Origin of the sequence: Treponema berlinense (genome assembly GCF_052273165.1) — a bacterium.
Classification (GTDB): Bacteria; Spirochaetota; Spirochaetia; order Treponematales; family Treponemataceae; genus Treponema_D; species Treponema_D berlinense_A.
The window spans coordinates 213,983-234,159 of record NZ_DAVZIU010000001.1 but is presented as its reverse complement, the minus strand read 5'-3'; the positions used below and the strand labels follow the sequence as shown (position 1 = coordinate 234,159).

Genomic DNA, 20,177 nt, shown 5'->3' with positions numbered 1-20,177 from the left:
ATTTTTTCATCAAAATATGCTAAATCTTAAGGAACTAATTATAAATTTGGATTATAATTGAATTATAAAACCTGTTTTCTATGGGAGAAAAGTTATGCCAAAAGTGATGCAATACAATAAAGGTTCAATCATTTATTTTGCAGGAGACCGCGACGACAGGGTTTTTATTCTGCAAAAAGGCTGCGTAATAATTTCCACAACAGACATAGAAACAAATCTTCCTGTTACAGAACAGATAAAAAACGGTGAGTTTTTTGGAGTAAAATCGGCATTGGGACATTTTCCGCGCGAAGAAACAGCTACGGTTTTAATCGATTCTGTTTGTCTTTCGCTGACAGTTCAGGAATTTGAAACGATTTTTTCTTCAAACAAGACTTTGATTTTAAAAATGCTGAGAGTTTTTTCAAACCAGCTAAGAAAAGTTCACACGCAAATTGAAGAAATTCTAAACAAAGGAAAAAACATAAACCGTCAGAGCGGACTTTTGGGTGTAGCTCAGGCTTTTTTTCATGACGAAAAATGGCTCAGTTGTGCAGATGTCTGTTTAAGATATTTAAAATACTATCCAAACTCAGCAGACGAAAACGCGGTCAAAAAAATGTTCGTAACAGCGGATGCAAGGGCAAAACAATCGCAAAGCCTTGCTTTTGACGACGGAACAGAAAATGTTTCGTTGAACGACAAATCCTTAAAAGTTTTTGAGCTTCCAGCATTTGCTCGTTTTGCAAAAAAATATTCTCCTGGACAGGTTATCATAAGCGAATTTGAACCTGGGGAAAGTTTTTATTTGATTCAAAAGGGCACAGTCCAGCTTGTTAAATGCGTAACCGGTCAAAACAAAAATCTGGACATTTTAAAACCTGGCGAATTTTTTGGCGAAATGGCAATTTTAGACAATTCTCCGCGCTCTGCAACCTGTCTTGCCGTTGGAAACGTCCAGTGCCTGGAATTCAATAAATCAAATTTTGAACTTTTAATCACTGGAAATCCACAGATTGCACTTAATATTTTAAAACTTTTCTGCAAACGCATTTATGACCAAAAACGGCGCTTTAAGATTCTGGTAATTCAAGACACACAGGCGCGCATTGCAGATGTTTTTTGCATGCTCGACGAAATGAATCCACCTGCAAATCCAAACGAAAAACAGCGTAGATTTAACGTTACAATCCAAGATGTGGCGCATTGGGCGGCGCTTCCGATTGCAAAGACAACTGACGAAATAAATCGTTTTATGTCCTCACGAAAAATCGAAGTTTTTGAAAACAATATTATTGTAAACAACATTGCCGACATGAAGCGAATCGTAGACACACGGACAACAAGCCGGCAGTAATTTTAAATTTCGCAGTCGCAGACCAATTCAACAGGACAATGGTCAGAACCAAAAATTTCGGTATGAATTGCAGAACTTTTCATCTGAGATTTTAGAGAATTGCTCACCAAAAAGTAGTCGATCCGCCAGCCGGCATTTTTTTCGCGTGCATGAAAACGGTACGACCACCAACTATAAACATTTGTTGCTTCAGGATAAAAAAATCTGAACGAATCTATAAAGCCAGACTCAAGAAGCTGTGTCATTTTTGATCGTTCTTCGTCGGTAAAACCGGCATTGTGCCGATTGGAAGCTGGATTTTTTATATCGCTTTCTTTGTGGGCAACATTCAGATCGCCGCAAACAATTACGCCTTTTTTTTGAGAAAGATTTAAAAGATAATTTTTAAAATCATCTTCCCAGCGCATGCGATAATCAAGGCGTTTTAATTCGGTTTGAGAATTTGGAGTGTAAACTGTCACAAGAAAAAAATTCTTATATTCAAGAGTGATTACGCGGCCTTCGGTGTCGTGCTCAGGAATTCCAATTCCGTAAAAAACCGAAACTGGCTCGTATTTTGTAAAAATTGCCGTTCCAGAATATCCTTTTTTTTGAGCATAGTTCCAATATTGAAAATACCCCGGCAAATCCATTTGAATTTGCCCTTTCTGAAGCTTAGTTTCTTGCAGACAAAAAAAATCTGCATCCAAAGAATTAAAATCCTCGTAAAAATTTTTGCTGGTAACAGCACGAAGTCCGTTAACGTTCCAAGAAATAAATTTTAAATTCATAGAAAAATTATATAATAATTTTTGAAGACGCAAAAGCGCACGACCGGGCTTGCAGCCCGGCCTGGAACCCCGGAGTTGCCGGAACGGCAATGAGCGCCTAGCGAAGGGTGGAAAGCCGTTTTTTGTGACAACTGGACGATTATGACCGAAAAACTTTTCTTTTGAGAAAAATGTGCTCCAAATTATTTTTAACTTTTTAAAATATGCTAGAATTAAACTATGGTTGAAAACAAAAAAATTTTTGATTTGGCGGTTATTGGTGGCGGACCGGCGGGAATTTCTGCAGCAATTTATGCTCGCCGTGGCAATTTTGAGGTTTTGGTTGTGCATAACGGTGGCGGTTCTTTGGAAAAGGCACACAAAATTGAAAATTATTACGGTTTTAAGGACGGAATTTCCGGGGCTGAACTTTACAATAAAGGTCTTTTGCAGGCGGAAAATCTTGGAATTGCTGTAAAAAAACTAGAAATTACGCATTTTGAGGTAAATTCTGACGGAAATTTTGAAATTTTGGCTGACAAACAAAAATTTGAGGCAAAATCTTTGATTCTTGCCACGGGAAACAAAAAACTTCGTCCAAAAATCAAAGGCTTGCAAGATTTTGAAGGAAAAGGCATCAGTTTTTGCGCTGTCTGCGATGCTTTTTTTTACAGAAAGAAAAATGTCGTAATCATTGGAAACGGAAAATTTGCGTTAAGCGAGGCTGATGTGCTTGCAAATATCGCTGCTTCCGTAAAAATTCTTACAAACGGCGAAAATTGCGATGAATTAAAAAAAATGAACACAAAATATTTTATTGATGAACGGAAAATCGAAGAAATTAAGGGCGACGAAAATTCTGGACTTGTAAACTCGCTTGTTTTTTTTGACGGAGAAATTTTAAGCACTGACGGAATTTTTATTGCGCAGGGAGAAGCTGGGGCCGCAGACTTTGCAAAAAAAGCAGGCATTTTTTTGGATGGCGACAAAATAAAAGTTGACGAAAAGATGCAGACTAATTTTCCAGGGATTTTTGCCTGCGGAGATTGCACAGGCGGACTTTTGCAAGTAAGCAAAGCGGTTTTCGAAGGCGCTCTGGCCGGATTGAGCGCAATCGAGTTTTTAAGGACAAAATCAGGAAATTATTCAAAAAACTGATAAAACTTTTATACCGTTTAGATACAGCAAACAGTTTTACAAATTCTTTTGCAAATCGTTGCAATGAAAAGATTTAAAACAAAAAAGCCAACTCCCGGACTTGAACCGAGTACCTGCTCGTTACGAGGGAGCTGCTCTACCAGGTGAGCTAAGTTGGCATATTTAGATATGTTAGCAAATTTTTTTTGGAAAATCAACTGTCTGCTTGTTGTATTTGCTTGTCGAGGTTTATTAGCACTAATTGTTTTTGCTTGATTTTATTTTTTGATTTTGGGAAAATCTTTTTTATGAATTCCCGCACATTTAACACGGTTGAACTTATGCTTTCCCAGCCAGTTGGGTCGCTCATTATAAAAAACGCAATTCCAACCATTATTACGATGATGGTAAGCGCCATCTACAATACGGCGGACACTTTTTTTGTAAGTCAACTCGGTACTAGCGCTTCTGGTGCTGTCGGTGTAATTTTTTCGCTTATGACGATGATTCAAGCCGGTGGCTTTATGATTGGAATGGGGGCAGGTTCTATTACAAGCCGTGCTCTCGGCTCTGGAAACCGCCAAAAAGCTCAAACTTTTGTTTCGACGGCAATTGTCTGCGTTTTTACCCTCGGACTCATTTTTTCGATTTTAGGAACAATTTTTAACAAACCTCTGGTTAGACTTCTTGGCGCAACTGACACTATTTTTCCTTTTGCGCTTGATTACGCGCGTTTTATAATTTTGGGTTGTCCTTTTATGATGAGCGCTTTTGCAATGAATAATCTTTTGCGTTTTCAGGGCAAGGCCGCTTTTTCGATGATAGGAATGGTTACTGGCGGAATTTTGAATATGCTTTTAGATCCAATTTTTATTTTTGTCCTTAAAATGGGAATTTCTGGAGCAGCAATTGCAACTTTAATAAGCCAGATTACGAGTTTTTTCCTCTTACTTTCAATGTTTTTCTTTAATCCGCAAGTTGTAAAATTCAATATAAAATCAGTTGCTAAAAAATTTTCTGTTTATTTTGACATTGTTACGACTGGACTTCCAAGCCTTTTTCGGCAGGGCACAACTTCTGTTTCTACTATCTTTATGAATATCGGTGCAGCAAAATATGGTGCCATCATGTCTGGTTTTGCACTGACCGCAGCTCAAACAGCAGATGCCGCGGTTGCAGGAATGTCTATCAGCAACAGGATTTGCCAGCTTTTAATGGCGGTTGCAATCGGACTTGGACAAGGTTTTCAGCCTGTATGCGGAATAAATCTCGGCGCAAAAAAATATGACCGCGTTAAACAGGCTGTTGCTTTTTTAATAAAAGGAACTTCTCTCGCAATGGCAGTTCTTGGAACTGTCGTTTTTATATTTGCCCCGCAAGTTGCCCATTCGTTTCGTGACGATGTGGCCGTTATAAAAGTCGCTTCAATTGCTCTCAGAATGAGTTGTTGCATTCTTGCCTTTCATTCAATTATTTTTGGTTCAACAATGCTTTTACAAACTGCTGGCGAAAAACTTTCTGCAACAGTGCTTTCGTCACTCAGACAGGGAATTGTTTTTGTTCCGATGATTTTATGCCTGCCCTATGCCGTTCAGTTTTTTGGATTTGAACCAATTGTTGGAATTATGCTCACTCCAGCTTTGAGCGATTTGCTTTCTGCATTCATCACTTTGCCGTTTTTAATAAAATATCTTAAAAAATTAAAATGAGTTATAATCGGATTATGAAAAATTCATTTGAAAAAGTTGCGGCAACTTCTCTAAATCATAAATGGAAGGATGCTGTAAAGCGGGAAATTCCAATTTACGCCCGAGGAAATTCAATTCGCTCTGATTTTGACAGAGATTACACAAGACTTTTGCACTGTCAGGCTTTTAGCCGGTTAAAACACAAAACTCAGGTCTTTTATTCTCCGCACAACGACCACGTATGCACACGAATGGAACACGTTCTTCACGTAGCCTCTGTTTCTGACACAATCGCAAAATATCTTGGACTCAACACCGAATTAACCCAAGCGATTGCAACAGGGCACGATCTGGGGCACGCGCCTTTTGGTCATACTGGCGAAGAAATTTTAAACAGTCTTATGGAACAGAGACCAGGCGCAAACGCTCCTAAAAAATTCTGGCACGAAAGAAATTCACTTTTTTTTGCAGATTATATCGAAACTCTTCCAGACCCAGACGGTTTTGAGCGTACCTTGAATTTAACTTATGCTGTCCGCGACGGAATTGTCTGCCACTGTGGCGAAATTGACCAGCAGGGATTAAAGCCTCGCGAAGAAAAACTTCCTCTTTACGACATAAAAGTTCCAGGTTTTGTACAACCATTCACTTGGGAAGGCTGCATTGTAAAACTCAGCGACAAGATTGCATTTTTGGGAAGAGATTTGCAGGATGCTCGGCGCTACCATATTCTCGACATGGGCTGTTACCGGCAATTGCGTGAAATTGTAGGCAGTACTCTCGGTTTTTCAAGTTCTGGAAAAGCAATAAACACAACCGTCTTAATCAACGATATGATCGTCGACCTCTGCAAAAATTCAAGCCCAGAACAAGGTCTTTGCTTTAGCGAACCATATTTTAAATTTATAAGCGAATTAAAAAAATTCAGTTTTCAAAAAATTTACAGCCATTGGCGACTGCTTGAATTTAAAAATTATGCGCAAAATGTTTTGGGAACAATTTACAGAACTTTGATGGGCACCCAAAGTTTTGCAAAAAATGGCAGGATTCCATCTTCCATGCGCTATTTTAAGAATCTGAGCTCAACTTTCGAAGACTGGCTAATTCGGTATTCAAATTACATTCCTCAAGACGCTCCTGACAGAAAAAAAACACTCCGCTACGAAACGCCAACTGTTTTTGATGTAAACGAATACGAAAATTACCAAAAATGCGTAATCGAATATATTTCTGGAATGACGGACAATTTTGCAATCGCCTGCTACGATGAAATCATCAATTTTTAGAAACATCTGTCAAAACTCGAACGATGCGAACAAAAAAACGAAATTTTACCTTCCTTTTAAAATTTCTGGATGATATTCAAAGTGCATATTGTCAAAGATTATCCAGTTTCCACCCCAAATAAATCCTTCGTCTTCAAAAATATCGATTACTTTTTGAGGTGGCATCCATCGCTTTTCGAGAGGGGTGAGCATCCAGTTTTTCGGGTTTTTGTCACGCGTCCAACTCCAAAAAATTGCCTTTCCGTAGAGCCTTTTCGGAATCAAATCGACGGCAATTCCATACGAATGAAAAGATTTTCTTCCGCCTGTACCTTCAATTACGCGCCAGTTATAGGCATCTGCCGATTTTAAATTTTTTATAAATTCGTCAATTTCTAAGTCGTCGTTTGCAAGTTTTAAAATCCGTTTTTCAACATTTAAAAGAGGAGTTTTTATCCGTTCATGAATTTTTGTCGGTTTTCCTAAAAAAGTTGAATAAGCTATGTGATCTTCAATTATTACCTTGGATTTTGCAGCATACAAAAAATCAAAAAAGAACATCGGAGTGCCCTGAGAAGTTTGTCTGCTTTTACTTGAAGAAAAATTTCTCACTTCTTCGATTTCTTCCGCATTCATTTCTTGCGGATCTTTTAATTTTGAATACTGATAAATAAGTTTCCAATATTCATTTTTGTTTTCGAGTTCATCTTCTGGCAAAAGCCTGCCGTCCGCCCACCACAACTCTGTCTGTTTTTTTTCTTCTTTATCTGGAAAAATCGGAGCAGAAATTTTTACAAGCCAGTCATTTTTTTCTTCGTTGTAAAAACTTTCAAAAGAAACGTCAGGATAAGATTTTCTAAAAATTTCAAGTTGAACAGGTTCATCCGGAAGTTTTTTTTCTTCTGCCAAAGCGCTTATTTTTTCGGAAAAAATCGAATCTGATTCATTCAGTTTTTTTACATTCCTTTTTTTAATTGCAAAAAAAGTTCCTGTCAAAAAAAATAAAAATGCTAAAAAAATAAAAAACTTTGCTGTAAACCTTGTATGTCTGAAATTCATCTGCCTAAAAATATTTTATACCAAAATTTCTCAGTTTTAAACAAAAAAAAGACCTTGCTAATGATTTTTCTCAAAAGCAAGGTCTTGACTACTTTTTTCTAGTAATCCATTCCCATTCCAGGATTTGGAGCGGCAACTGGAGCCGGTGGTTCTGGAATATCAGTGATTGCACATTCTGTTGTCAGGAGCATGCCTGCAACCGAAGCGGCATTCTGCAATGCTGAACGAGTAACTTTTGCAGGGTCAATGATTCCGTCTTCCATAAGGTCAACCCATTTTCCTGTACGAGCGTTATAACCAACACCTTTTTTCTCATTCTTTGCTTTTTCTGCAACAACTGCACCGTCAACACCTGCATTTTCTGCAATCTGGCGGATTGGTTCTTCGAGAGCACGGCGTACAATCTTAAATCCAACTTTTTCGTCATCAGAAAGACCAGCAGAAGCCTCTTCTGTAAGAGCAGCGGCCGCTTCAAGCAAGGCAACTCCACCACCAGGAACAATTCCTTCTTCCAAAGCAGCGCGTGTAGCGGCCAATGTGTCTTCTACGCGGAATTTCTTCTCTTTCATTTCTGTTTCTGTGATTGCGCCAATATTAATTACAGCAACACCGCCAGAAAGTTTTGCAAGACGTTCCTTGAGCTTTTCTTTGTCGTAGTCAGAAGTAGATTTTTCAATCTGAGCCTTGATTTCTGCAATGCGGTCAGAAATTGCCTTTTTGTCACCTGCACCGTCAACCAAAGTTGTATTGTCTTTGTCGATTTTTACAGATTTTACCTGACCAAGCTGACTAATATCTGCCTGTTCAAGTTTAAGTCCGAGCTCTTCAGAAATTACAGTACCGCCAGTCAAAATAGCAATATCCTGAAGCATTTCCTTTCTTCTGTCGCCAAATCCAGGAGCCTTAACAGCAACACATTTGAGAGTTCCGCGGATTGAATTCAAAACCAAAGTTGCAAGAGCTTCGCCATCCATGTCTTCGCAGATAATTACGAGAGGTTTTCCAGTCTGAGCAACTTTTTCGAGCAATGGAAGAAGATCTTTCATTGTAGAAATTTTCTTGTCGTGAATCAAAACGTAAGCATCGCTATAGTTGATTTCCATTCTTTCGCGATCTGTTACAAAGTAAGAAGAAATATAACCGCGGTCAAACTGCATTCCTTCAACAGTCTTAACAGTTGTGTCCATGTTTTTAGATTCTTCAACTGTGATTACGCCGTCTTTTCCAACCTTTTCGATTGCATCGGCAAGAATTTTACCGATTTCAGGGTCGTTGTTTGCAGAAACTGTAGCAACGTGAGTAATATCTTCAGAACCTTTAACTGCGCGACTGTTCTTTTTTATTTCTTCAACAGCAACAGCAACAGCCTTGTCAATTCCGCGTTTTACTTCAATTGGAGTAATTCCAGCAGCAACAGATTTCAAGCCTTCTTTAACGATTGCATAAGCCAAAACCGTAGCAGTGGTTGTTCCGTCGCCAGCAACATCGTTTGTCTTAGAAGCAACTTCTTTAACGAGCTGAGCGCCCATGTTTTCAAAAGGATCTTTTAATTCAACTTCTTTAGCAACACTTACACCGTCTTTTGTAATAGTTGGTGCGCCAAATTTCTTGTCCAACATAACAAGACGTCCACAAGGACCAAGTGTAACTTTTACAGCACTTGCAATCTGTTCAACGCCAGAAAGCATCTTTTTGCGTGCATCTTCATTGAAAATCAACTGTTTTGCCATTTTCTATTTATCTCCTATAATTTTATTCATTAAAAACAAATTTTTGTATCTTTATAAATAAAAATACAAAAAGAAGAGCAAATCGGCAAGAAAAATCGTAAACGAATTCATAAATAAATTTTTAAAATAATCGGGCGTTTCCCGCTTACGCGGGCCGGTTGTTCCGCACTTCCGCAATTCGCTCCATTCCAAAAGACAAAACGGTTCCCCTTTAGTCTTTTGGAACGCCTTCGGCGGTGCTCCATAACCTAACGCATTTTTTATTTTGTCAAAGTATCGATCAAAGCGCCGAGTTTTTCCTGAGTTTCTGTAAATTCCCGTTCTGGAGTCGAATCGTAGACAATTCCACCACCGGCCTGCAAACTAAAAATTCCGTCTTTGCACAGACAAGAGCGGATTGTAATGCAAAAATCCAAATCTCCGTTATTCTGAATATATCCGACCGCTCCAGCATAAAACCGTCTTTTTATTTTTTCCAAACGGCTCAAAATCTGCATTGCGCTTATTTTTGGCGCTCCGCTCACAGTTCCAGCTGGAAAAGACGCCCTCAAAACCTGAATCGGCTTTACGCCTTCGCGAACAAAACCTTCCGTATTTGAAACAAGATGAATTACGTGACTGTAACGTTCACATTCCATATACTGAGGAACTGTCACGCTTCCACTTTTGCAGACCCGTCCCAAATCATTTCTTGCAAGGTCAACAAGCATAAGATGCTCGGCACGTTCTTTTGGGTTTTCGCGCAGGGTTTTGCTCAATTCTTCGTCTTCGGCTTCGTTTTTTCCGCGATGAATCGTTCCCGCAATCGGATGAATTGACGCTTTTCCTTCCCGCACGCGCACTAAACTTTCTGGAGAAGCTCCTGTCAACTGAAAATTTCCAAAATCAAGATAAAACATATAAGGCGAAGGATTTACTTTTCTGAGTTTTCCATAAACCTGCAAAGCCGTTGCCTTGCATTCAATCTGAACACGGCGACTCGGAACCGCCTGAATTATGTCTCCGTCAACAATGTGCTTTTTAAGTTCTTCAACTTTTTGAATATATTCGCGTTTAGACTGCTCAATATCTGTCAGAATTTTGTATTCAAATTTTCCAATTTCGTTTTCAACATAAGAAAAATCCATGTCGTTTATTCTTTTGACCATTTTTTCAACAGCCGTTTCTATATCGATTTTGTGCTCTTTGTAGTTAAAACCGAAAATGTGCATTGTTTCGGTAAAATGATCAAAAACAATGTAAATATGTCCGGCAATAAAAAGGCTTTCAGGAACTCCAAGCTCATCTTCCTGCTCAAAAAAACGAATATTGTCGCATCTTCTTGCAAATTCATAACTCAAATATCCCATTCCAGAAGCTGGAACCGGAATATCAGAAGAATTTTCAAAATTTTTGTGCTGCTGAGCAACATACAAAAGAGCGTCCAAAATATCAGCTGGCTTTTTACGACCAAGAGCATCAAGAGAATCTTCCATAGGAACAAAAGGCACTCGAGAGCCGTCAATTAAAAAAGCAACTCCGTCATCGTCCTGAACAATTTTAAAGGCTTCTTCAGCCATCAAAATCGAGTAACGTTCACGTCCTTTTGCAAAACTTGCTGATTCCAAAATGCCAACCGCCCCGATTTTGCGGGCCAACGAATAAGGCGTATAGCGTTCACTAGAAATACATTTATAAACCGAATCAAAAATATCTGTCATAAAAAAAACTCCAAATATTGTTTCTTTATATAGAAACAATATACCAGCGCTTCGTTTCTGTCAATAGAAACAGATAAAAAACAGCACTGCTTAAATGTTCCTCTGTTTTATTTTTCGTTTTTTACTTATAATGCTTTTATGGCTTTTATTTCTGACGAGCAAAAAAATGCTCTTCTTGAACGGTTTTTAAGATATGTTCAGATTTGGACAACCAGCGACAGTTCCCGTGCCGATTCGGGTTTTCAGCCTTCGACCGACAGACAGTTTGACTTAGCTAGACTTCTAAAAGAAGAACTTGAACAACTCGGTCTTTCCGACGTTCAAATTACAGAAAAATGCTACGTTTACGGTCGGTTGCAGGCTTCGGACAGAACAAATGTTTCAGATTCATTTTGTCTTCTTGCGCACATGGACACTGTAGAAGAATGTTCAGGTCAAAATATAAAACCTGTTCTTACACAAAAAGACGGCGACACGATAATTTCGACAGACGGCTCAACGCTTTTGGGTGCTGACGACAAAGCAGGAATTGCCGAAATTATGCAGACACTTGCTTTTTTTAAGGAAAATCCGCAAATAAAACACGGCGAAATAGAAATTTGCTTTAGCCCAGACGAAGAAACTGGACATGGAATGGACAACGTTCCTCTCAACCTAATAAAATCAAAACAAGCTTACACTGTAGACGGCGGAAATTTGGGCGAACTCGAAACTGAATGTTTTAACGCCTGCAAAAGCGAAATTGAATTTATAGGAATTTCAACTCATACAGGAAGCGCGCGTGGCAAAATGGTAAATGCGGCAGTAATGGCGGCAAATTTTATTGCTTCACTTCCACGACACGAAGCTCCAGAAACAACCTGTGGTTTTGAAGGATTTTTTGCGCCAATGGAAATCTCTGGCACAATCGAAAAAGCGGAAGTTACTGTTTTTTTGAGAGATTTTTCCACAGAAGGAATGGAAAACCGAAAAGCTTTAATCGAAAAACTTGCACAGACAACGGCTCTGATTTTTGGTGGCAAAACAGAAGTAAAACACACTTTTCAGTATGCAAACATGAAAAACGGACTTGAAAATTCTCCTCAAACCGTGCAAAAACTTGTAAACGCATACAAATCTGCCGGAATTGAGCCGATTTTTCCGCCAATCCGCGGAGGAACAGACGGTTCACGGCTTACAGAAATGGGAATTCCAACGCCAAATATTTTTACTGGCGGCCACGATTTTCATTCCCGCTCAGAATGGGCAAGTTTGAACGAAATGAGCAAGGCTTTGGAAGTCCTTATAAATTTGTGCTCAATTTAAGCCGAAACTAAATATGAAACAATAACACTTTGGAGAACAAAATGTTTGAATACAAAATCGAAGGCGGAATTCCAATCCGCGGAACAGTAAAAGCAAGCGGAAACAAAAATTCTGCATTGCCGTGCATTGCGTCTTCTCTTTTGACAGACGAAACTGTAATTTTGCGAAATATTCCCGACATTGAAGATACTTCGGTAATGATTTCAATCTTGCAATCGCTCGGAGCAAGTGTCGAAAAAATTGAACATCACACCTGGAAAATCGAAGCAAAAAAAATCGAAAAAACTGATATTCCAAGTGAATTGAGCAAAAAAATCCGCGCTTCAATCCTTTTTGCAGGTCCGCTCGTTGCAAGAGCTGGAAAGGCTGTAATGCCGCCTCCAGGAGGCGATGTAATCGGACGCAGGCGTTTGGACACTCACTTTCTCGCTCTTCAGGAACTTGGCGCACGAATAACAGTTGACGGACCTTTTACTTTTACAGCAAACAAACTCGTTGGAGCAGATTTATTTCTTGACGAAACTTCCGTTACGGCAACAGAAAACGCAGTTATGGCGGCTGTTCTTGCAGAAGGAAGGACAAAAATCACGAATGCGGCCTCAGAACCGCACGTGCAGGATTTATGCAACATGCTCGTTGCAATGGGAGCAAAAATCTCAGGAATCGGCTCGAATATTCTTGTAATCGACGGCGTAAAAAAACTCCACGGAGTTGATTTTTCAATCGGACCGGATTTTATGGAAATCGGTTCGTATATCGGACTTGCGGCAGCAACAAAAGGCTCAATTACAATTACTGGAGTCCGCGCAGAAGACCTGAGACCATTGCGCGTTGCATTTGGAAAGCTTGGAATAACCTGGACAATCGAAGGCGATACTTTGAAAGTCGCAGTCGGTCAGGAAATGAAAGTAAACACTGACTTAGGAGGAATGATTCCAAAAATTGATGATTCTCCTTGGCCAGGATTTCCGCCTGATTTAACTTCGATTATGACAGTCGTTGCAACCCAGGTTGAAGGAACTGTTTTGATTTTTGAAAAAATGTTTGAAAGCAGAATGTTCTTTGTTGATAAACTTATAAGCATGGGAGCCAGAATTACTCTCTGCGATCCACACCGCGCAGTTGTTTCCGGTCCAAGCACCTTGCACGGAGATAACCTTGTTTCGCCGGATGTGCGGGCGGGCATGGCAATGGTAATTGCAGCAATGGCCGCTCATGGCGAATCGACAATTTCAAATATTTATCAGATTGAACGAGGATATGAACACCTTGTAGAAAAATTGCAGAGTCTTGGAGCACACATAAAACGTGTGGAAATCAGCTAAAACTGCAAAAATTAAAACTAAAAAAAACAACTTACGCCAGATGCGCAGGGCGTAAGTTGCAAATTTATTTGCAATGGAGCGGACAGCGGAACCCGAAGCAGCTGGTTAGAGCGCAAATTGCCGTCCAAAATTTTAATTCGTTTTTCTAGTCACAAAATAAAATACTGCAAAAAAGAAAACCACAATCCAAAATCCGAGAGCCACTAAAAGAGAGGCCGTTCCGGCAACACTCACGAGCATAAAATTAAAAAGCTCGGCAATTGACAAAATAATTTGAATAAATGCGTCGCAGGCCAGGGCGCAAAAAGGAATTATAAAAACCCAGACAAATTTAAAAACCTGCTCTTTGTGAATCCTAAAATTCCAGGCCAATCCTGCAAAGAAAATTAAAATTGTCATCATTATGAGCGGATAAGTGATTCGTTTTATTAAAAATGCGCCGGAAATTTCGTTGGAAAAACCAAAATTCTGCGCTTTTCCGGCAGTTTTTAAAAGCGTATCCAACGGCATTGTCCTTAATCCGGCGCTCTGCTCGCAAGCCGTAAAAAAATCTTCCAGCGACATGGCAAGAACTGTCGAAATCGGCTGCGTTTTTTGGTCGGGATGCAGAGAATCTGAAAATTCGTATTTTGGAAGAATTATTTTTTCGCGTCCGTTTCTGTCCAGACTTTTTAACAAAATATACGGAACTCGTTTTACTTTTTGAGGCAGGTCAAGTTGAGCGCGCAAATTTTCGTCAAAAGAGCTGACTGCAACCGAAAGCATTTTTGCATAAGGAACGCTGAATGACTTTATAAAACTTCCATTTTTGGCAAAGGTTGTCACCGTCAGACCACGCAAATACTGCACCATTCCGCCGTTGTCATAAACCGGTGTAATTCCCTGAATGTAAACAACATCTGTCCGTCCGTCCGAATGTTTTACCGTAAAATAAACATTCAGAAAATTTTCAAAAGTTCTAAGGCTGTCGGTTTCGTCGATAAAAAAGCACTGTTTTTCCATACGGTTGCGCGCAATCGTCAAAAATTCCGTCACATCAGGATCAGAAGCCCATTCAACATCCTGCTTTGAAATTTCCACAAACTGGTAATAAGCTTCAATATTGTTGCCTTCAGAAAGCGCCTTATACGCAGAACGCTTTTTTGCAAACAGAATTTGGTCCCGCGTCTTTTCTGAAGGAGAAACAGACTGCAAAACGTTCCAGGCCTGACTTGCAAGCCTACGCGCTTCTTTTATATTTATGTCTTTTTCTGAACCGGTGATTGTAGCAAGTTGGGCAAAATAATGAGATTCAAACCATTTGCCTTTTTCTGCCGCCATTTTTGATTTATTGATGAGGGAAGTTACCGTTTCGCCAGAAATTTCATCAAAAATATGGAGTTCTCCACCTGTTTTTACTTTTTCTGTTTCTGGAGAAATTTTCTTTATCGCTTTTAATACCGCTTCCGACTTGTCGATTAAATTTTTTCCTTCCGAACTTGCCGGTCGAATTTTTAGAATCTGACTTCCGTAACGGTGAGCCAAAACGTAATTTTCGGCAGCAAGAGATTCGTTTCCAAGCTGAACATATTCTGTTAAAAGACGTTCAGAATTTTCAGCATAGTCTTTTTTTCGCTGAACAATCGGAGAGGCAATTTCTGAAACTCCGCTCATAACGGCAACGAGAATCAACGACAAAACCATAGTTCTTTTTAAATCTTTTACAATAACCGGACTAAAACGCATCTGTGCTTTTTCGGAATCAATTCCGAAATAGATCGAAAGCGCAACCAAAAATCCGGAACTTAAAACCGCAGGCAAAAGTCTAAAAAAACACAAAAATCCACGACAAAAAATGTAAGTCCGCCTGTATTCTTCGAGAACTGCTGGTACTCTTCCAATAAAAGAAGAAATTCCAAGGCAAAGTGCAAAAACTAAAAAAGCATAAGAAAAAATTATTGCAGCGGACTTTTTCATTGTTTGGCCTCTTTTTTGTTTTTATATTTGAATATGAATAAAAGAATTCCAGAAACCAAAATGAAGGCAAATAAAAAAAGATTTATCGCAACAAGAAGAGGTTCTGAATTTTCAAAAATTTTTTGAATAAAATTCATTTTTTCGCCAGGTTCGACTGCAAGCAAATGTTCATTCCACGAAATCCGCAAATTTTTAAAAATAAATCCTTTATAAAAAGAATAATTCACAAGACAGATAACTCCAGAGACAAACATTACGCTGAGCGCATTTATAAGTCGCCAGCCACTCGTATATTGAAACGAAATTACAGAACAAAGTGCAAGAACAAAACTTAAAAACGAAATCCAGCTCAACCAGCCACAATTCCAGGCAGAACGTGCATTTTCTATCAAAGTTGAATAAACGCGCAAAGGAACGAGCAAAACCAGAGGAAGTTTTACGACATCGCGAATCAAAGTGTCTGAATATTTTCCGTCATAAAGTTCTTCCACAGAAGAATCAAAAAACTTAACGATAGAGCCAGCCTCTCCAGTAATTCCGCTCAAATCGATAAAAAGACCGTTTGATTTTCCATTTTCGTCAACCCTGGACAAATAAAAAACGCCTCCTGCCTCCGGCCTGAAAAAACCAGACGACAAAAGTTTTTTTTGATTATTTTCTATTTTTTTGTTTTCGTAAGATTTTTGAAGGTTAAAGCAAACAGGCACCAGGCAAAACCAGGTAAGCGCGCACAAAAAAATATAGGCGCCAAGACGAAAAAAATGATTTTCCCGATGGCGGATTCCATAAAAAATTGAAAACCCGAGAACAACACTTACAGTAAGCGGAAAAGCAACAAAAAGACCGCAGACAAAAAAGTCCCAGTTAAAAAAATTCAATTTTTCGCCTGCAACCAAAAGTGTCAAATCGCAGCAAAGCATATAAATTCCTGCGGCAACAATCAATCCCAAAAATGTTGCAATAAGATAATAAATAATCATATTAAAGGCGGTCTTCATCAGCTTTTATAAACCTCATACTCACAAGTTATCCACAAGTTGTGCACACAAACTTTCGTTAGTTATTAAATTTTCGGCAAAACGAACAAACGTTATTAAAAAAAAATAACCGGTTTTAAGATTTTATCTATTTTGTTAATTCCTTACAATACAAATAATTAACAAAATAGACATCCAATTTGGCAAAAAACCGTTTATAAGTCCTGTCATTTTTCATTCTAAATTTTTAACTATACGCACGTTTCTAAACACTTTATCCACAAGTTATGCACAAGTATCCACAGCTTATGCACAATCTTCCGCACAAAACCACAGTTTATCCACAAGTATTTCAAAAACGTGTTTATTTACAAAACTCCTCTAAAAATTTCTGTCAATAATTTCCACAAGCAGGTTCTGCCAAGTTTTATTTTGCCCGTTTTTTATTCTAGGCATAAAAAAAATCCGCCTGCACTTTTTATGCCAGCGGATTTAATTTTCAAACAAAGTTTTATGCGCCACTTCTTTTGCTCACCGTCAAAAAGCACAAGATTTGGCAAAAAATTCTATGCAATTTTTTTATAAAAATTTTTATCCCAAAAAAACTGCGCCCTGCTGGTCAATTGCAAGAATCGACTTACATTCAGAACAACGGAACCGTCCACTTCTTGTCGCCTTAAGGCGTTTTGAACAAACAGGACAACTAAAAATCTTCGGAAAAACGCTTTCTTCAACCTGAGTTCCATTTTTAAAAAAGTTGATAGCATCTCCCATCGAATCTTTAATATTAAAAAACTGGCTAAATCCCAAAAGCTGGAAAACTTCGTAAACCTTCGGTTGAATTTCGAGAAGAACAACATCTCCTCCCTTTGGTTTTACCATTTTTAAAAACGCAGTAAAAGAACCAATTCCTGTCGAAGAAACATAATTAAGAGAAGCGCAGTTAAAAATAAGATTTACATAACCTGCTTCTACAACCCTTGCAATTCTTTTTTGAAAAAAACTCGAATTGTAAGTGTCAATGTATCCAATCAAATATATTGTCAGGCAGTTTTCAACCTCTGGTACTTTTTCAAGATTTATTTTGAGACTGTCATCTTTTTCGTCATTAAATCCAGGAACAATATTGTTGTTACTCATAAAACCCCTGCTAACATTCGATATTCAGTAAATTATAAGACAAAAATCGCTATTATGTCAAATTTATCAAATTCCAGAGAATCCAAAAAACACAGCTCATACACCGCCCGCAACCTGCTTTTCGCAGTTTTATCCGGCAATGCCGGACGCTTCGCGCTGCTACAATCAGGGCTATATTTTCGGTTCACATACATTTTTGTTTTGCGCGTAAAAGTCAATTCATTTTCTGGCGTTCAAAGGACTCCATCCCCGGTCAACTTTCAGCAAAACTCCGTTCAGATCGTCATTTTTTAGCAAAAATTCCGCCTTACTGGCAATCGATTCCTTTTCAATCAATTTTTTTCCGGGCATTTTGTCTTTGCCTTCCTCAAGAATTTTTTCGCTTTGATATTCAGTTTCGGTAAAGCCCGGCAAAATCGCATTACAGGTAATTCCATCGTCCGAAAATCCGCAGGCAACAGACTGCACAAGAACACCAAGTCCCGTTTTTGCACCAGCATAAGCGGCATTTGTCAAAAATTCCGAACGAAAATTTGTTCCTGTTCCACCAAAAAGCAAAATTCTTCCAAAGTGATTCTTTTTCATTCCAGAAAGAGCCGCACTCACGCAAATTCCAGGAAGGGCATAATCTAAAAGCGAAATTTTCTGCCACTCCGAAAAGTTCATTTTGTCTAAACTTTTTTGCAAAAAAGGTCCGTAGCAGATGCATAAAATGTCTGTTTTTTGTATTTCCTTTATCAGTCTAGAATTTTGCAGATTTTCAAAAGGTTCATAATCAAAATCAAACGGCAAAATTTTTATTTCCGGCTTATTTTCAAATTCACTTTTTAAATTTTGTCTTGCTTTTTCAAGTTTTTGCAAATTTCGTCCATGAATTATTAAATTCGCTCCGTTTTTAAAAAGCATTCTGGAAATTTCAAAACCAATTCCACCACTTCCGCCAACAACAAGAGCGTTTTTTCCTTCAAAATTTTTCATGCAAAAAATTATACAGCAAATTTTTTAACTAATCAAAAATCAAAATTAAATGACAGCCTTTTACAAAAACGCTAAAATATCTTTACAAGTTTTTCATCTGGAGCAAACCGTAAATGAACCTTAACAAAATTGCAATCGTCCTTGTAAATCCCGAAGAAAGTCGCAACGTTGGAGCAGTTTGTCGCGCAATGGCAAACAATGCGCTTTCTGACCTGCGAATTGTCGGATTAAGAGAAAATTTTGACGATGAGCATGTAAGACGGCTTGCAATTCATGCAGCAGACATTTGGGAAAACGCAAAATTTTTTAATTCGATTACAGAAGCCACAAAAGACTGCGCACTTTCCGCAGGAACAACACGCCGGCGAGGTAAAAAACGCAAAGACAAACTTTTGCTCCCAGAAGAATTTGCAAAACTCGCTTCGGACGTTTCTGGAACAGAAAAAAACGAAGGTCAGACTGTCGCAGCAGTTTTTGGAAATGAGCGCACAGGTCTTTCCGACGAAGAACTTTCAGAATGTACAATCGGAGTTACGATTCCTTCGTCGCCAGTTTTTGCTTCTCTCAACCTTTCGCATGCAGTTCAAATTATTGCATATCACTTTTTTAGGACGCAAACAAAAATAAGCCCAGGTTATGTTCCTGTAAACCTCGAACGTTTGGACAAAACTATAAACACGATTTCAGAAAGCCTCAAAAAAACAGGTTTTTTCAAGGTTGCTGGAAGAGAAGACATGGAAAATTTTTGGCGGGGAATTCTTTCAAGAGCGTCTCTGAGCGAAGGCGAAACTTCTTATATTGAAAAAACATTCACCAAAATTGCAGGTCTTGCTCAAAAAAATGAATCAGTTCAGGACCAATAACATTTTTATTGCAGTTTCTGACCGCTTTTGCCAAACAATTTTCAAGTTCGCGAATATTTCCAGGCCAGTCGTAATCTTGAAGTTTTAAAAGTGCGGTTTTGGAAATCGAAAAATCCAGTCCGCGCTTTTTAAAATATTCAACCGAAAGCTCAGGAATGTCTTCTTTTCTTTTTCTTAACGGCGGAATTTCAATTTCGACTGCGCTTATCCTAAAAAACAAGTCTTTTCTAAAACCGCCATTTTTTATTTTGTTCCGCAAGTCTTGATTCGTTGCAAAAATAAATCTGACATCAACTTTCCGGCTTTCATCACTTCCGATTTTTCGGATTAAACCGTCCTGAACGGCAAGCAAAAGTTTTGACTGAAGATGCAGTGGAAAATCGCCAATTTCGTCAAAAAAAATCGAACTTCCGTCCGCCTTGCCTATCAAACCTTCTCGATCACAGTTTGCACCAGTAAAAGCTCCAGTTTTTACGCCAAAAAGTTCACTTTCGACAAGATTTTCGGAAATCGCAGAAATATTTTCGATTACGAGTTTTTTGCCTTTTTTTCCAGCAGAGCTCATTCCATGCAGGATTTTTGCAGCAAGCGACTTTCCAGTTCCACTTTCACCAGTAAAAAGAACGCAGTCCTTATGCTTTGCCGCTTGCGCGATCTGAATACGCAATTTTTTTACACATAGCGAAGAACCTGCCAAATTAAAAGAAACCTTTTTTTTGCAAAGAGAATTTGCTTCATCATCAGTTTCAAAATCAATCATTTTTAAAAGTTGCGGAAACCCAAACGGAAGATGAATTACATATTTTGGAATATCAGAACTGTAATAAACCTTTGTCGTCAAAAAGAAAATTTTGTGCCCGTTGTATTTTGTTATTTCGTCAAAAAGCACATCGCCCTTAAAAAACTCATAATCGCACAAAAAAATACAGTTCGCAAAATGTAAAAGGCAATTTTTAAAAGATTTTTCTG

Annotated in this window: 16 protein-coding genes and 1 tRNA gene; 7 read left to right on the top strand and 10 right to left on the bottom strand. The window is 38.6% G+C overall.

The window, feature by feature from the left end; translation table 11 throughout:
* Window positions 1-94: 94 nt before the first annotated feature.
* The gene (locus ACT6XC_RS01110) at window positions 95-1,336 is read left to right on the top strand and encodes a Crp/Fnr family transcriptional regulator (protein WP_443740514.1); all 1,242 of its coding nucleotides are present in this window, start codon (window positions 95-97) and stop codon (window positions 1,334-1,336) included.
* 2 nt (window positions 1,337-1,338) lie between these two features.
* On the opposite strand, the gene ACT6XC_RS01105 is transcribed toward ACT6XC_RS01110, so the two are convergent.
* The gene (locus ACT6XC_RS01105) at window positions 1,339-2,106 is read right to left on the bottom strand and encodes an exodeoxyribonuclease III (RefSeq protein ID WP_443740513.1); all 768 of its coding nucleotides are present in this window, start codon (window positions 2,104-2,106) and stop codon (window positions 1,339-1,341) included.
* Between the two features lie 219 nt (window positions 2,107-2,325).
* Here ACT6XC_RS01105 and ACT6XC_RS01100 point away from each other — a divergent pair, with 219 nt between their 5' ends.
* Window positions 2,326-3,243 carry an NAD(P)/FAD-dependent oxidoreductase gene (locus ACT6XC_RS01100; RefSeq protein ID WP_443740512.1) on the top strand — a complete coding sequence of 306 codons (918 nt, stop codon included), beginning with the start codon at window positions 2,326-2,328 and terminating at the stop codon, window positions 3,241-3,243.
* A gap of 85 nt (window positions 3,244-3,328) precedes the next feature.
* Here ACT6XC_RS01100 and ACT6XC_RS01095 read toward each other — a convergent pair.
* A tRNA-Thr gene (locus ACT6XC_RS01095) sits at window positions 3,329-3,401 on the bottom strand.
* Between the two features lie 129 nt (window positions 3,402-3,530).
* Here ACT6XC_RS01095 and ACT6XC_RS01090 point away from each other — a divergent pair.
* Entirely contained in the window at window positions 3,531-4,931 is a 1,401-nt protein-coding gene (locus ACT6XC_RS01090; protein ID WP_443740511.1) for an MATE family efflux transporter, read from the top strand.
* A 14-nt stretch (window positions 4,932-4,945) separates the two neighbouring features.
* Window positions 4,946-6,196 (top strand): deoxyguanosinetriphosphate triphosphohydrolase family protein, encoded by a 1,251-nt coding sequence (locus tag ACT6XC_RS01085; protein WP_443740510.1) that lies wholly within the window; start codon window positions 4,946-4,948, stop codon window positions 6,194-6,196.
* A gap of 45 nt (window positions 6,197-6,241) precedes the next feature.
* Here ACT6XC_RS01085 and ACT6XC_RS01080 read toward each other — a convergent pair whose 3' ends face one another.
* From ACT6XC_RS01080 to ACT6XC_RS01070, 3 genes are all read right to left on the bottom strand, one after another.
* Window positions 6,242-7,084: a M15 family metallopeptidase gene (locus tag ACT6XC_RS01080; RefSeq protein WP_443740509.1), complete on the bottom strand. Its 843-nt coding sequence runs from the start codon at window positions 7,082-7,084 to the stop codon at window positions 6,242-6,244.
* Between the two features lie 248 nt (window positions 7,085-7,332).
* On the bottom strand, window positions 7,333-8,964 hold the full coding sequence (gene groL, locus ACT6XC_RS01075; RefSeq protein WP_443737622.1) for a chaperonin GroEL: 1,632 nt from the start codon (window positions 8,962-8,964) through the stop codon (window positions 7,333-7,335).
* 260 nt (window positions 8,965-9,224) lie between these two features.
* Window positions 9,225-10,664 carry an anthranilate synthase component I family protein gene (locus tag ACT6XC_RS01070; protein WP_443737623.1) on the bottom strand — a complete coding sequence of 480 codons (1,440 nt, stop codon included), beginning with the start codon at window positions 10,662-10,664 and terminating at the stop codon, window positions 9,225-9,227.
* 138 nt (window positions 10,665-10,802) lie between these two features.
* Here ACT6XC_RS01070 and pepT point away from each other — a divergent pair, with 138 nt between their 5' ends.
* Entirely contained in the window at window positions 10,803-11,969 is a 1,167-nt protein-coding gene (gene pepT, locus ACT6XC_RS01065) for a peptidase T (RefSeq protein WP_443740508.1), read from the top strand.
* A 41-nt stretch (window positions 11,970-12,010) separates the two neighbouring features.
* Window positions 12,011-13,294 carry a UDP-N-acetylglucosamine 1-carboxyvinyltransferase gene (gene murA, locus ACT6XC_RS01060; RefSeq protein ID WP_443740507.1) on the top strand — a complete coding sequence of 428 codons (1,284 nt, stop codon included), beginning with the start codon at window positions 12,011-12,013 and terminating at the stop codon, window positions 13,292-13,294.
* A 132-nt stretch (window positions 13,295-13,426) separates the two neighbouring features.
* On the opposite strand, the gene ACT6XC_RS01055 is transcribed toward murA, so the two are convergent.
* From ACT6XC_RS01055 to ACT6XC_RS01040, 4 genes are all read right to left on the bottom strand, one after another.
* Complete coding sequence (locus tag ACT6XC_RS01055) at window positions 13,427-15,250, bottom strand: hypothetical protein (RefSeq protein WP_443740506.1); 1,824 nt, start codon at window positions 15,248-15,250, stop codon at window positions 13,427-13,429.
* Window positions 15,247-16,248, bottom strand: coding sequence for a hypothetical protein (locus ACT6XC_RS01050; RefSeq protein WP_443740505.1), 1,002 nt, complete (start codon window positions 16,246-16,248; stop codon window positions 15,247-15,249). Before ACT6XC_RS01050 ends, ACT6XC_RS01055 begins: the two co-directional genes overlap by 4 nt.
* Before the next feature lie 570 nt (window positions 16,249-16,818).
* A complete protein-coding gene (locus tag ACT6XC_RS01045) occupies window positions 16,819-17,367 on the bottom strand; it encodes an STAS domain-containing protein (RefSeq protein ID WP_443737627.1) in 549 nt (182 codons plus the stop codon).
* A gap of 219 nt (window positions 17,368-17,586) precedes the next feature.
* Window positions 17,587-18,345 (bottom strand): SDR family NAD(P)-dependent oxidoreductase, encoded by a 759-nt coding sequence (locus ACT6XC_RS01040; RefSeq protein ID WP_443737628.1) that lies wholly within the window; start codon window positions 18,343-18,345, stop codon window positions 17,587-17,589.
* Window positions 18,346-18,458: 113 nt separating this feature from the next.
* Here ACT6XC_RS01040 and ACT6XC_RS01035 point away from each other — a divergent pair, with 113 nt between their 5' ends.
* Window positions 18,459-19,208 carry an RNA methyltransferase gene (locus ACT6XC_RS01035; RefSeq protein ID WP_443737629.1) on the top strand — a complete coding sequence of 250 codons (750 nt, stop codon included), beginning with the start codon at window positions 18,459-18,461 and terminating at the stop codon, window positions 19,206-19,208.
* Here ACT6XC_RS01035 and ACT6XC_RS01030 read toward each other — a convergent pair.
* Window positions 19,156-20,127, bottom strand: coding sequence for a sigma 54-interacting transcriptional regulator (locus ACT6XC_RS01030; RefSeq protein ID WP_443740504.1), 972 nt, complete (start codon window positions 20,125-20,127; stop codon window positions 19,156-19,158). The genes ACT6XC_RS01035 and ACT6XC_RS01030 overlap by 53 nt on opposite strands.
* Between the last annotated feature and the right edge of the window lie 50 nt (window positions 20,128-20,177).